10 protein-coding genes are annotated in these 13,055 nt (G+C 60.6%); 9 read left to right on the top strand and 1 reads right to left on the bottom strand.

From position 1 onward, the window contains the following. Positions 1-9 precede the first annotated feature (9 nt). The 9 genes from phbB (at position 10) to VDP79_RS05300 (ending at position 12,011) form a co-directional block, all read left to right on the top strand. Positions 10-747, top strand: coding sequence for an acetoacetyl-CoA reductase (gene phbB / locus VDP79_RS05340; RefSeq protein WP_323017192.1), 738 nt, complete (start codon positions 10-12; stop codon positions 745-747). A gap of 5 nt (positions 748-752) precedes the next feature. Further along, a complete protein-coding gene (phaR, locus tag VDP79_RS05335) occupies positions 753-1,319 on the top strand; it encodes a polyhydroxyalkanoate synthesis repressor PhaR (protein WP_323017191.1) in 567 nt (188 codons plus the stop codon). 211 nt (positions 1,320-1,530) lie between these two features. Continuing rightward, complete coding sequence (locus tag VDP79_RS05330; protein WP_323017190.1) at positions 1,531-2,067, top strand: iron transporter; 537 nt, start codon at positions 1,531-1,533, stop codon at positions 2,065-2,067. Positions 2,068-2,086: 19 nt separating this feature from the next. Further along, entirely contained in the window at positions 2,087-2,419 is a 333-nt protein-coding gene (locus VDP79_RS05325) for a cupredoxin domain-containing protein (protein WP_416233051.1), read from the top strand. 15 nt (positions 2,420-2,434) lie between these two features. After that, positions 2,435-3,292, top strand: a complete 858-nt coding sequence (locus VDP79_RS05320; protein WP_323017188.1) for an FTR1 family iron permease — start codon at positions 2,435-2,437, stop codon at positions 3,290-3,292. 101 nt (positions 3,293-3,393) lie between these two features. Then, positions 3,394-4,824, top strand: a complete 1,431-nt coding sequence (locus VDP79_RS05315) for a 4Fe-4S binding protein (protein ID WP_323017187.1) — start codon at positions 3,394-3,396, stop codon at positions 4,822-4,824. Between the two features lie 121 nt (positions 4,825-4,945). Beyond that, on the top strand, positions 4,946-8,143 hold the full coding sequence (locus VDP79_RS05310; RefSeq protein WP_323017186.1) for an EAL domain-containing protein: 3,198 nt from the start codon (positions 4,946-4,948) through the stop codon (positions 8,141-8,143). A 197-nt stretch (positions 8,144-8,340) separates the two neighbouring features. Beyond that, entirely contained in the window at positions 8,341-10,839 is a 2,499-nt protein-coding gene (locus VDP79_RS05305; RefSeq protein ID WP_323017185.1) for a ribonucleoside-diphosphate reductase subunit alpha, read from the top strand. A gap of 74 nt (positions 10,840-10,913) precedes the next feature. After that, a complete protein-coding gene (locus VDP79_RS05300) occupies positions 10,914-12,011 on the top strand; it encodes a ribonucleotide-diphosphate reductase subunit beta (protein ID WP_323017184.1) in 1,098 nt (365 codons plus the stop codon). Between the two features lie 24 nt (positions 12,012-12,035). On the opposite strand, the gene VDP79_RS05295 is transcribed toward VDP79_RS05300, so the two are convergent. Then, the gene (locus VDP79_RS05295; protein WP_323017183.1) at positions 12,036-12,881 is read right to left on the bottom strand and encodes a helix-turn-helix transcriptional regulator; all 846 of its coding nucleotides are present in this window, start codon (positions 12,879-12,881) and stop codon (positions 12,036-12,038) included. Between the last annotated feature and the right edge of the window lie 174 nt (positions 12,882-13,055).

Below are 13,055 nucleotides of genomic sequence, written 5' to 3'. Positions count from 1 at the left end.
GAGAACCCTATGAGTGGAAAACTGGCTTATGTCACCGGAGGCATGGGCGGCATCGGCACCTCGATCTGCCAGCGCCTGGCCAAAGAAGGCTTTACCGTCGTGGCGGGCTGCGGTCCCAGCCGTGATTATGCCAAATGGCTGGCGGAACAGGCTGCCCTGGGTTACAAGTTCAATGCCTCGGTCGGCAATGTATCTGATTGGGATTCCACGGTTCAGGCCTTCGTCAAAATCAAGGAACAATTCGGCCCGGTCGATGTGCTGGTCAATAACGCCGGCATCACCCGCGATGGCGTATTCCGCAAAATGAGCCAGGACGATTGGCGCACGGTCATCGATACCAACCTGAACAGCTTGTTCAATGTCACCAAACAGGTAATCGACGATATGGTTGATCGCCAGTGGGGGCGCATCATCAACATCAGTTCCGTCAATGGGCAGAAAGGCCAGTTCGGTCAGACCAACTATTCCACCGCCAAGGCCGGGATTCACGGTTTCACCATGGCGCTGGCTCAGGAAGTCGCCAGCAAGGGCGTGACCGTCAACACGGTGTCGCCGGGGTATATCGGCACGGATATGGTGCGCGCCATCCGGCCGGATGTACTGGAAAAGATCGTCGCCACCATTCCGGTGAAACGCCTGGGCACCCCGGAAGAAATCGGCGCCATCGTGGCCTGGCTGTCTTCCGATGATGCAGGTTTTTCCACCGGAGCTGATTTTTCGCTCAACGGCGGCTTGCACATGGGTTGATGCAGATGTCGCAAACCACTTCCGCGCAGCCCGACCGGCTGATCAAGAAATATCCCAACCGCCGGCTCTACGACACCCAGTCCAGTGCGTACATCACGCTGGCGGATATCAAGCAGCTGGTGCTGGATAACGCCGCCTTTCACGTTCTCGACGCGAAAAGCGGCGAGGATCTGACCCGCAGCATTCTGCTGCAGATCATCCTCGAAGAAGAATCCGGCGGGATGCCGATGTTCTCGGCCAATGCGCTGGCCCAGATCATCCGCTTCTACGGCCATGCCATGCAGGGGGTCATGGGCACCTTTCTGGAAAAGAACATCCAGGTGCTGATGGACATCCAGGATCGCATGGCCGAACAGTCCCAGGGCCTGTATCAGCAGCATTTCGGCCCGGAGGCCTGGACGCAGCTGATGAACATGCAAACCCCGGCGCTGCAGAACATGATGAACAGCTACATAGAGCAAAGCCGGCATGTGTTCCTGCAGATGCAAGACCAGATGCAGGATCAGACGCGTAATCTGTTTACGGGTTTCCCGTTTCCGGGCCAGCCGGAATCCGGCAAGAAAAAACGCTGATTCTTTTCACCCTGGCCGTTTCAAAGACACGCTGACCTACACCAGCGCCTCAGGGCGCTGGTGGTGCTGGGGCGAAACACGTGCCTGAGTCCGTATTCCTCTTCAGGAATCGCCAAAAATCCCTCTCCTGTTCAGCCTGGCGTCAGGAAAATGGCGGCGGACGGTGTTAAATTAACGAGAATCATTCTGCTTATCATGACGGAGAACTTTTATGGTGAACAAGCTGCTTATTGCTTTGGCGGGTCTGGGTCTGGCGTCTTCTGCGCTGGCGGCCGAATATCCTATCGGCGAGCCCAAGGACATCCATGGTCTGGAGGTAGCCGCCGTGTATCTGCAGCCGGTTGAAATGGAACCCGTCGGTATGATGCGGGCCGCCAAGGATTCCGATGTGCACCTGGAAGCCGACATCCACGCCACGGCCGACAACAAAAATGGTTTGCCCGAAGGCGCCTGGGCGCCGTATCTGAACATCCAGTATGTGTTGCAGAAGCAGGGCAGCGACAAGGTCCTGAAGGGCGACTTGATGCCCATGGTGGCCAATGACGGCCCTCACTATGGCGATAACGTCAAGCTCGAAGGGCCGGGGAAATACCAGCTGACCTTCATCATCGGGTCACCCGAAACGGCGCATAACAATCATTTCGGTCGTCATGTGGACAAGGAAACCGGCGTCGCCCCCTGGTTCAAGACCTTTGAAGTGAAATACGATTTCGTGTTCGCCGGTACCGGCAAGAAGGGCGGGTACTGATATGCGGGCCTGGTCAGGGATGCTGGCAATCGCAGTAGCGCTGGCTGGATGGCTGGCCCCGGTTTCAGCGGCGCGTGCCGACATGCCGGTCTATCAGCTGACGTTCAAGACGGATGGCACCTTTGAACCTGCCCGGCTGGAAGTCCCTGCCGGGCGGTTCAAGATCGTATTGGTCAATGAAAGCACCGAAGCCGTCGAGTTCGAGAGCCTGCCCTTGCGCAAGGAAAAAGTGTTGGGGCCGGGGGTGACGTCTTTTGTGGTGTTGTCTCTGTCCCGGCCGGGTGAATATCCCTTCTTCGACGATTTTCATCCTCAGGTCAAGGGCACGTTGGTCGTGCTGCCCAAGCCCTGATTTCGGAAGCCCTTCATGGAACAAGTCGCCTTTATCGTATGGCGTGAAAGCGTCGAGGCCCTGCTGGTCGTGGGCATCCTGTATTCCTGGCTGCGCAGTTCCCCCGAGGGACGGCGCGGCCTGCCTTGGCTATGGGGCGGTGTCGGCGCGGGGCTGCTGCTGGCCGTGGCCTTGGCGTTGGCGCTGCTGGGCATGGCGTCCTGGTTGTCCGATACAGGCCAGGAATGGTTTCAGGCGCTGATGGCGCTGGCCGCTTGCGGGCTGGTGGTCCAGATGGTGGTCTGGATGCGTCATCACGGGCGCGGTTTACGCCGGGAACTGGAGGGCGGCGCTTCTGCACAGATCGGTGGTGATCACTGGTGGGGTCTGCTGACGCTGGTCATGATCGCCGTGGCGCGGGAGGGCAGCGAAACGGTGGTGTTCCTGTACGGCACGGTACTGTCCTCGCAGCAGGGCGGGCAGACGCTGCCGATGGTGCTGGCCGGCATCGGGGGGTTCGTCGTGGCGCTGCTGACGTTCTGGCTGTTGCAGCTGGGAGGGCGGATCATTACCTGGCGGCGGTTTTTCAAACTGACGGAAATCCTGCTGCTGCTGTTGGCGGGCGCTTTGCTGGTGTCCGCCACGGATCGCCTGATTTCACTGGATGTCCTGCCTGTGCTGGTGGACCCGATCTGGGACAGCAGCTGGCTCTTGGATACTGCTGGCGGCCTGGGCAAGATATTGGCTGATTTCGCCGGTTACCGGGCCTATCCCGCTCTGTCACAGCTGCTGATCTGGCTGGGCTATTGGGGGGTGGTTTTGTACCTGCTGCGACGGGCGTCGGCCCAGCCCCGGTCCTTGTCGGGGCGGGCCGGGACGCCGGCCGCCACCTGATCGGCGCGGATGTGCATCATGGCTGGAATTTGCACACGGCGGGGGGCGGGTATATTCTTTGCGCCTTGCGCGCCGGGTAGGCGCACTGCGAAAGGGCAGGGATGATCGGTTCGGTTTCTCGAGGGCAGGGGTTTCGGGCGCACGTCGCGCAGGCTGGAGACTTCCTGCGTGACCATCAGCAGGCCATCCGCGCGATTCAGTGGGTCATCGTTGGCGTCTATCTGGCCCTGCTGATCATTCCGGCCATCTTGCCGCTGCCTGACCGCAGCGCGTCGGTCTTCAATAATCTCACGGTGGTGGCTCAGTTCGCGTTTTGGGGCGTCTGGTGGCCTTTCGTGTTGGTGTCGATTCCTCTGTTCGGTCGTGCCTGGTGTGGTCTGTTCTGTCCGGAAGGCGCGCTGACCGAATGGGCCAGCCGGCATGGCCGGGGCAGGGCGATCCCCCGTTGGATGCGGTGGGGCGGCTGGCCGTTTGTCGCTTTCAGCCTGACGACGATTTACGGCCAATTGGTCAGTGTCTACCAGTATCCCTGGGCGGTGGCCGCCGTTTTGGGCGGATCCACGATCGCGGCCATGATCGTCGGTTGGCTGTATGGCCGTAACAAGCGGGTCTGGTGCAAATATCTGTGTCCGGTCAATGGAGTCTTCAATCTGTTGGCCAAGCTGGCCCCCTGGTACTACCGGGTGGATGCGCAGGCCTGGCGGGCGCCGGTACGGCGCATCGAATCCATCAACTGTGCACCCTTGCTGCCGCTGCGCAATATGCAAGGCGCGGCGGATTGTCATATGTGCGGCCGCTGCAGCGATTATCGCGGGGCCATCACGCTGTCGCCGCGTTCACCGGAAGCCGAGATCGTCCATGTCGCGGAAGGCAGCGGCTGGCAGACGATGCTGATCGTGTTTGGCCTGATGGGGCTGGCCGTGGGAGCGTTTCTCTGGAGCGCCAGCCCCTGGTTTGTCACCATCAAGCAATCCGTGGCGACTTGGCTGGTCAACCGCGACATCTATTGGCCGCTGGCGGACAATGCGCCCTGGTTCGTCTTGACGCACTACCCGCAGGTCAATGACAGCTTCAGCTGGCTGGATGGCACGGTCATTCTTCTGTTCATCTTCGGCGCGGCCTGTGCGGTGGGTGGCGCGGTGTTCTGCGGCTTGTGGCTGGCAGACCGCGTGCTGCCGGACTGCCCGCACCCCGGTGTGCGCGATGCCGGCGGGCGTCTGCTGCGCAGCCGTCTGGCAGGCGTGCACAAGCTGGCTCAGGGCTTGATCCCTGCGGCGGGAGTCGGAGTGTTCCTGGGTTTGTCGGCCACCACGCTGACGCTCTTGCAGCACGAAGGCGTGCCGACGGGCTGGGCCAATCCAGTGCGGTTCCTGTTGCTGGCGCTGGCGCTGGCCTGGAGTTTGCGCTTTGAATGGCGCCTGGCGGGTTTGCGCACGGCTCGATGGTGGCGCAAAGGGCTGGCCGTGAGTGCTGTGGCGGCGGGTATGCTGCCTTTCGTCTGGGCCTGGCTGTTGTTCTTCGTGCTGTGGTGATCGGCGCAGAGGCTGAGTGCTACTTTCTGTAAAATTCGGTATGCTGTACCAGGGCGTCTGCTGCGCATCGTGACCAGCTGGCGCTTGAAACCGTAAGGTTCTCTAGCCTGGAGCACAATGCATGTCGGCAGTCCGATCGCATCTGGCGTTCAAGCACTGGTGGCCCGGCTTGGCCGTAGCGCTGCTGGGGTTGCTCCTGACTGCCGGTCTGGTGCGCCATCAGGTGCAGGCGGTCCGCTCGGTTGCCCAGATCCGGTTTTCAGAAGAAGTCCGTTCCTCGACCGATGCCCTGGCCCAGCGGATCGTAGCCATCCGCGAAATCGTGGCGGGGCTGCGCGGCCTGTTTCTCATCGACCCTGATCTCGATCGCAGTCAGTTCGAGCGCGTCGTGGCGGGGCATGGCGTCCGCAGTCATTATCCGGAACTGATCAATCTGTCTTTTGTGCGCTGGGTCAAGGCTGCCGATCTGCTCGCCTATCAGGCGCGATTGCAGCGCCAGGCCGGATCGGCGGTGGGGCGCGCGGCGTCTGTCCATCCCTTGCGTGAGCAGGCGGATTATTACGTGGTGGAATACCTGTGGCCCCGCGATGGCAATGAAGGCGTCGAAGGGCTGGAGATCTCCTCGCAGCCCGCCAATCTGGCGGCTCTCCTGGCGGGGCGGTGGTCTGGGCAAGCGACGGCGTCCGCCCCGTTTCCTCTCGTACAAGAGACCTCTGATCGCACCGGGTTCTTGTTGCGTTATCCGATCTTTCGCGAGGCGGCTGATTCCCCCTCGGGCTTTATCGGTTCGGTCGCAGCGGTCATTCGTGTCGATCAAATGCTGGATGCGGTACGGGCATCTGGATTCTTACGCGGCACATCGCTGTATTTGACGGATATCGGGCCGCGCGTTGCCACCCGGCTTGGCCAGGCGTCCGCGTCCCGGTCGAATGGCACGGTTCTGGGGCAGTCGCTGCTCGCTGGATCCGGCGCGATGCCGGACCTTGGGCGGGAAACCCGCGTGCTGGACGTCCTGGACCGGCGCTGGCAGTTGAATTTTGTGCAGATGCAGCCACTGGCCTCGGCCGAGGAGCGCTGGCTGCCCTGGTGGATGGGCATCGCCGGCGGCGCCTTGTCCATGCTGCTGGCCGTCCTGACCAGCGTGCTCTTCCGATTGCGCCTGCGGGCGGTGTCCCAGGTCGTCAGTACGCATGAGGCGCTGCAAGATAGTGAGGAACGGTTTCGGGCGGTGTTCCATCAAGCCGCCATCGGGGTGTCCCTGACCGAGGTGGCGACCGGGAAATTGGTGCGGGTCAATCGCAAGTACGCCGCGATCCTGGGCTATACCGAATCCGAATTGCTGCAGCGGGATTTCCGCTCGCTCAGCCACCCGGACGATCTGGCTGCTGATCTGGCCCAGGTGGCACGGGTGCAATCCGGCGAAATCCCGGAATTCCAGATGGACAAGCGCATGCTGCACAAAGACGGCTACTTCGTCTGGGTGTCCCTGACCGTATCGCCGATCCTTCGCCCTGGCGCCGCGCCCAGCTATCACGTGGCCGTGATCCAGGACGTCACGGAACGCAGACACATGCAGGACGCCTTGCGTAATAGCGAGCAACGGCTGCGCAGCCTGCTGGATCATTTGCCGGTGGGGGTCTGTCTGGTTGAGCAGGGGCAGCGCATCGTTTTTCGCAATCAACGGTTTCTGCAGATCTGCGGTTATGCCGAGGATCGCATGCCGGATGTCCGGGCCTGGTGGGCCTTGACCATTCCGGATCGGACGGTGCGTCGGCGGATGCGGCGAACCTGGGAGCACCAATGGCAGCAGACATCGGACGGCGGTGAGCATCGGGCGCAGCTGGAATTCCAGATCAGCTGCCAGGATGGAAGCTTACGCTCGGTGGCCTTGTCCGGTTTGCAGTTGGGCGGCGACTACCTGGTGACGCTGGAAGACATGACGGTGCGCAAGGCCGCCGAAGAAGAAATCCGCTACCTGGCGTATAACGATCCCCTGACGGGGCTGCCCAACCGCCGCCTGTTGCTGGACCGTCTGCAGCAGGTGCTGGCTGCCAGTGCGCGCCGGCGCCGGTATGGCGCCCTGCTGATGCTGGATCTGGATCATTTCAAGACCATCAACGAGACGCGCGGCCATGAGGCGGGCGACGAGCTGTTGCAGCAGGTCGCCGAGCGCTTGCGCAGCCATCTGCAGGATTCCCATACCATCGCCCGGCATGGCGACGACGAATTCGTCGTCGTGCTGGAAGACCTGTCGGATCAGCCCGAAGAAGCCGCTGCCCAGGCCGAAGACATCGGCCGCCGGATTCTGCAGGTGCTGAGGGCCTCCTATCTGCTGCGCAATGAGTTCTACCATTCCAGCGTCAGCATGGGGGCCAGCCTGTTCCTGGGGCAGGAAACGGCCGCCGACGAGCATTTGCGGCGTGCGGACCTGGCCATGTATCAGGCCAAGGCGGCCGGACGGGATACCTTGCGGTTCTATGATCCGCACATGCAGGCCGTCATCCATACACGGGTCGCCCTGGAACTGGATATGCGGGTGGGGCTGGATCACGATCAGTTCGAGCTCTTCTATCAACCCCAGGTCAATCAGGACGGCATCAGCGGATGCGAGGCGCTTCTGCGCTGGAAGCATCCTCGTGACGGCTATATATCGCCCGCATCCTTCATCCCGCTGGCCGAGGAAAGCGGTCTGATCCTGCCTCTGGGCGACTGGGTGCTGCGTACGGCCTGCCGTCAGCTGGCGGCGTGGGCGGATCATCCGGTGCTGTCGACACTGCGGGTCGCGGTCAATGTCAGCCCCCGCCAATTCCGCCAGCCGGATTTTGTCGATCAGGTGCTGGCGGCGCTGGCGGGCGCCGGCGCCGACGCCCATCGGCTGGAACTGGAGCTGACCGAGGGCCTGTTGCTGCAGAACATCGAGGATACCGTCCAGAAAATGATGCGTCTGAAAAGCTATGGCGTCGGCTTTTCGCTGGATGATTTCGGCACAGGGTATTCTTCCCTGGCCTATCTGAAACGTCTGCCTCTGGATCAGTTGAAGATCGATCAAAGCTTCGTGCGCGATGTGCTGACCGATCCGAACGATGCCGCCATTGCGCGCACTATTGTGGCGCTGGGCCTGAGCCTGGGCTTGCAGGTCATCGCCGAAGGCGTGGAAACCGAGCCGCAGCGAGCCTTCCTGCAGCAGCATGCCTGCCAGGCCTGGCAAGGCTATTTGTTCAGCCGTCCGGTGCCCGCCGCCGAATTTGAAGCCTTGGTGTTGCAAGGCTGGTCAGATACCGCTGCTGTCCCCGGCGATGGAGTTAAAGACACAAATTGAAATAACATTTTTTCCATAGGGTGAAGCCCCGCTGCGGTTGACTCCAAGCCGTTTTCCGGGTGTTCCCAGCCTCTGGGGTGATCATTTTTGAATCACTACATGTAGTGTATTTGGTGTAGGATACGCACAATATTTGGTGTGAAAAACATATTCAACACCGTGCTTCCCCATCCACCCGCCAAAAGAAGACTACCGACATGATCAAGACCGTTATCAAGCGCGATGGGCGCAAAGAGCCCTTTATTCCGTCCAAACTCAATGGTTGGGGGGAATGGGGCGCCACGACCTTGGGCGATGGTGTGGATTGGCCGTCCGTGGTGCTGGAAACCGTCACGAACATGCCCGAGGAATGCTCCTCGGAATTTCTGCAGATACAGCTCATCCGGCATTGTCTGGATGCGGATACCTGGTCGTATAACCGGATGGCGGGACGGCTGTATGCGGCGTTGGCCCAGAAAGAGCTGAAAGACGTCTGCGATGGGGCATTTCCCACGGTGCTGACGCTGCACCGACGCCTGGAAGGCCTGGGCTATATGGAACGCCTGGATTATTCAGAAGAAGAATACTTCCAGGTCGAAGGCCTGATCGATCACACGCGGGACTTCGAATACGCTCACTATCAGATCCACACGCACCGGTCGAAATATGCGATTTCCGATCGGGTCAAGGGCATCCACTACGAAACGCCGCAGTTCGTCTATATGCGCATGGCCATGGCCCTGGCGGTGGATCAGCCTCGCGAACGGCGCATGCGCGACGTCGCGAAATTCTACGAACACCTGTCGAAAAACCGCATCAATGCGCCGACGCCCAACCACATCAATCTGGGGACGCCTCTGCGCGGCTATGCCAGTTGCTGCCTGTATGCGTCCGGCGATTCGGCGCGTTCCATCGCCGTGGGCAATCACATTGCCAACACCATGACGTACATGAGCGCCGGCATTGGCTCCTATCTGCAAACCCGTTCCGTCAACGATCCGGTGCGCGGCGGCGTGATCCGTCACCAGGGGAAATTGCCCTACCTGCGCGCGGTGGTGGCCGAGATCAAGGCCAATCTGCAAAATGGCCGGGGCGGCGCCTGCACCAGTTATTTTTCGATCTTCGATCCGGAAATCGACACCCTGCTGCGCTTGAAAAACCCCATGTCCACCGAAGACCGCAAGATCCGCGGCATGGACTATTCCTGGGGCGGCAATCGTTTCTTTGCCCGCAAGGTCGCCCGCAATGAAAGCGTCTTCCTGTTCAACTGCCATACCGCGCCCGATCTGTACGAGGCGCTGTACAGCGACGACGAGGAACGCTTCGAGACCTTGTACGAACAGTATGACCAGGACTCCGGCTTCAAAAAGCAGACCGTCAATGCGCGGGAATTGCTGATCACCGCCATCAATGAGTGGAACGAGACCGGACGCGTCTACGAACACAATATCTACGAGATGAATCGTCACACGCCCTTCAAGGGCACGATCTACAGCTCGAACCTGTGTTCCGAAATCGCATTGCCCACGGCGCCTTACAACCACATCACCGAGCTCTATCAGACAGCGGATATTTCCTTTGTCGAATTCGAGGACGAAACCGGGCGGCTGCAGTCGCTGCAGCCGGGTACGGGAGCCGTGGAAACGGCCCGCGGCATGGTCTACCTGGAAGACCTGGCCGCGGGGGATGTGCTGGCCGATGGCCGCCGTGTCGCCCGTGTCGTGCGCTATTCCTCACCCGAAGTCGCGACCTGCAATCTGGCGGGCATCGTGGTGTCGAACATCGAGTCGGACGAGCAGTACGAAGAAGTCGCCTACTACGCCTTGCTGATGATCGACAAGTGCATCCATCTGGCCGACTACGAACTGCCGCATGTGGGCGTCACGTCCAAGGCGCGCCTGAATGCCGGCGTCGGCATGCTGGGGGTGGCGCATCTGATGGCGAAAAACCACAAGCGCTATACCGAGGACAGCGGCAAGCAGTTCATCCATTGGGTGGCGGAACGCCATTACTACCATCTGGTCCGGGCCAGCCTGCAGCTGGGCAAGGAATTGGGCAATGCTCCCTGGATGCACAAGTCCAAATGGCCCCAAGGCTGGCTGCCGATCGACACCTACAACCCCAATGTGGACAAGATCGCCGATCTCCAGAACCACTACGATTGGGAATCCCTGCGGACGGATGTGATCGCCAATGGCGGTATCCGCAATTCGGTGGTGGCGGCGCACATGCCTACGGAAACCTCGGCGAATTCGTCCGGGACGACCAATGGCGTCTATCCCATCCGCGAACTGACGATGATCAAGACCGACAATCAGCGGGTGAACTATTGGGCCGCCCCCGAAGGCGACGTGCTGGGCCGGTGGTACGAATCCGCGTGGGAGGTGCCGACCAAGGACATGACCGACGTCTATGCCATCATTCAGAAATGGACGGATCAGGGGATTTCGGCTGATTTCTATCGCAAGGTGATCGGCGATGCCAGCATCGAATCCACTGAAATGATCCAGAACTACCTGTACCGCGTGAAGATGGGGTTGAAATCAAAGTACTACATGAACCAGAAGACCTCGGCGGGCATGAAGAAAGTCGCTGATTTTTCTGCTGCTCAGGGCTTTGTGAAACTGGATATCGCCGGGATCCAGCTGGCGCCTGCGGCGCAGCCCGTGACCGGCCTGGATGACGATCCCATGTGCCAGGGCGGCTGCACACTGTAAATTGCATAGTCGCGCACGGCCCGCCGCGCTTGCCGGCGCGACCGTGCGCGCGACTCTCATTGGAAACCCGCAACATGTCTGAAAACGTATTCAACTACCAGAAACAGGACTACGCCAAGCCGCTGCTTTTCCTGGGCGAAAAGCAGGGTCTGTTTGACACCATCAATCGTCATTACCCGGATATCTGGGCGCTGTACAAGACGCAGAAGTCCCTGGATTGGGATGAAAACGAATTCGATTATTCGTCCTGCAATGCGGATTTCAAGACCTGCCCGCGCGCCACCTACGACATGATGGTCAAGACCCTGGCCTGGCAGTGGGAGGCCGACAGCGTGGCGTCGCGCGCCATTGCGCCAGTGTTGGCGCCCTTTATCACCTCGTCCGAACTATGGGCCGCCTGGCAGCGTATTTCCGACAATGAAGTCGTGCACGCGGCGACCTATTCTGAAATCGTGCGCAATTCTTTCGATGATCCCTCGGCCATCATCGACGAGATCCTCAGCGTCCGGCAGGCGCATGACCGCCTGTCCTGCGTGGTCAAGGCCTTTGCCGATGGCTACGAGGCCTCGCATCTGTACGCCCTGGGCAAGCTGGACAACGATCAGACTACCTACAATGCACTGTTCATGATGGTGGTGGCTCTGTTCTGCATGGAACGCATCCAGTTCATGGCCTCGTTTGCCGTGACCTTCGCCATCTGCGATACCGGCATGTTCCAGCCGATCGGCAAAGCCATCCAGAAGATCGCCCAGGACGAGCTGGAAATCCACGCAGAGCTGGATCGCGCCGTGCTGCGCAATGAACTGGGCACGGAGCGCGGTCGGCAGGCGTTCGCCCAGTGTCATTTTGAAGTAGAGCGGCTGATTGCGGAAGTCGTCGATAGCGAACTGGATTGGATCCAGTATCTGTTTTCCGAAGGGCGCGAACTGGTCGGCATGAACGCCGACCGCCTGGCGGCCTGGACGCTGTACTGCGCCAAGGATGTCTACAACACCTTGGGTATCCAGACGGACCGCTACGAATTTCCACAGTCCAACCCGCTGAAATACATGGAAAAGTGGCTGAATATCAGCAAGACCCAGGCTTCGCCCCAGGAGCAGGACATTGCCGCCTATAAGGTCGGCGTCATGCGCCGGACCGACGAGGGCGTGGTTTTTGACGACGAATTCTGACGCCATGCGGCGCTAGGCTGCGCATCACGCGCCAGCGGCATCCGTCTGCTGGCTGCGCAGCGAAAATTCCCGGGGCGTTTCTCCGGTGTGTTCGCGAAATGCCGCGATGAACGAGGACAGGCTGTCATAGCCGCACGATAGCGCCACGTCCGTGGCGCGGGCGCCTTGTTCCAGCAAGGGCAGGGCGTGGACCAGGCGGGCACGCTGGCGCCACAGGCGAAAACCCAGGCCGGTCTGTTGCTGGAAAAGGCGTGTCAGGGTTTTTTCAGACAGGCCGATCTGGTGCGCGTATTGCGTCAGGCTGGGCGCTGCGCTGGGATGTTGTTGCCATTGACGGCAAAGGGCTTGCAGACGCTTGTCCGATGGCCAGGGCAGCACCAGGCCGGCTTCGGGGCAGGTGGCGATCTGATCGGCCAGTACCTGGGCCAGGCGGCCGTCCGGTCCGTTTTCATCGTATTCGATCGGGATGGTGCTGAAGCTACGGATCAGTTCCTGCAGCAGCGGGCGGATGACCAGTACACGGCAGTCGGGCCAGTCCAGTCCCAGGGCGGCGCCATCGACGTACAGACTGCGGATGATGGTGTGTGGCGACTCATGGACCCGATGACGTATCCCCGCCGGGATCCAGACGGCGCGCTGGGGTAGTGCGATGAATCTGGCCTGGGATGTCCAGACTTGCAGGTGCCCCTGGATGGCATAGGACAGCTGCGCCCAGCCGTGCTGATGCGGCCGGGGGATGATCATATTGGACTGGCTGTCGATGTGGCCGTACAGCGGGCGGGGCAGGCAGCGCAGATAACCGCGCTGGATGATCGGGGCGTGCCCCGCGATCCGGCTCGTCGCCAAGGGCTGAGCAAGGTCTGAGATCATGAGTGGATGTCCGTTCGCGAATACTTCATGGTTTTTTGCCGCCAAACATTGGTGCGCACCCAGTTTAATCTAGCATTCGAGAGCCCCGGACTGCCGGAACATCTGCTGCGGACATCATCTTGATGTCGGGCAATGTTCCGGCCGGTCCTTTTTTGTTTTGGCAGCGGTGGCGTT

Origin of the sequence: Castellaniella sp. (assembly GCF_034675905.1) — a bacterium.
Lineage (GTDB): Bacteria > Pseudomonadota > Gammaproteobacteria > Burkholderiales > Burkholderiaceae_B > Castellaniella.
Note: the sequence above shows the minus strand (reverse complement) of the source record. Positions and strands in the feature narration are given on the sequence as shown.

Excerpts from the sequence above, each read along its gene's own strand:
- phbB (WP_323017192.1), top strand. The coding sequence starts at position 10 with ATGAGTGGAAAACTGGCTTATGTCACCGGAGGCATGGGCGGCATCGGC.
- phaR (WP_323017191.1), top strand. The coding sequence starts at position 753 with ATGTCGCAAACCACTTCCGCGCAGCCCGACCGGCTGATCAAGAAATAT.
- VDP79_RS05330 (WP_323017190.1), top strand. The coding sequence starts at position 1,531 with ATGGTGAACAAGCTGCTTATTGCTTTGGCGGGTCTGGGTCTGGCGTCT.
- VDP79_RS05325 (WP_416233051.1), top strand. The coding sequence starts at position 2,087 with ATGCTGGCAATCGCAGTAGCGCTGGCTGGATGGCTGGCCCCGGTTTCA.
- VDP79_RS05320 (WP_323017188.1), top strand. The coding sequence starts at position 2,435 with ATGGAACAAGTCGCCTTTATCGTATGGCGTGAAAGCGTCGAGGCCCTG.
- VDP79_RS05315 (WP_323017187.1), top strand. The coding sequence starts at position 3,394 with ATGATCGGTTCGGTTTCTCGAGGGCAGGGGTTTCGGGCGCACGTCGCG.
- VDP79_RS05310 (WP_323017186.1), top strand. The coding sequence starts at position 4,946 with ATGTCGGCAGTCCGATCGCATCTGGCGTTCAAGCACTGGTGGCCCGGC.
- VDP79_RS05305 (WP_323017185.1), top strand. The coding sequence starts at position 8,341 with ATGATCAAGACCGTTATCAAGCGCGATGGGCGCAAAGAGCCCTTTATT.
- VDP79_RS05300 (WP_323017184.1), top strand. The coding sequence starts at position 10,914 with ATGTCTGAAAACGTATTCAACTACCAGAAACAGGACTACGCCAAGCCG.
- VDP79_RS05295 (WP_323017183.1), bottom strand. The coding sequence starts at position 12,881 with ATGATCTCAGACCTTGCTCAGCCCTTGGCGACGAGCCGGATCGCGGGG.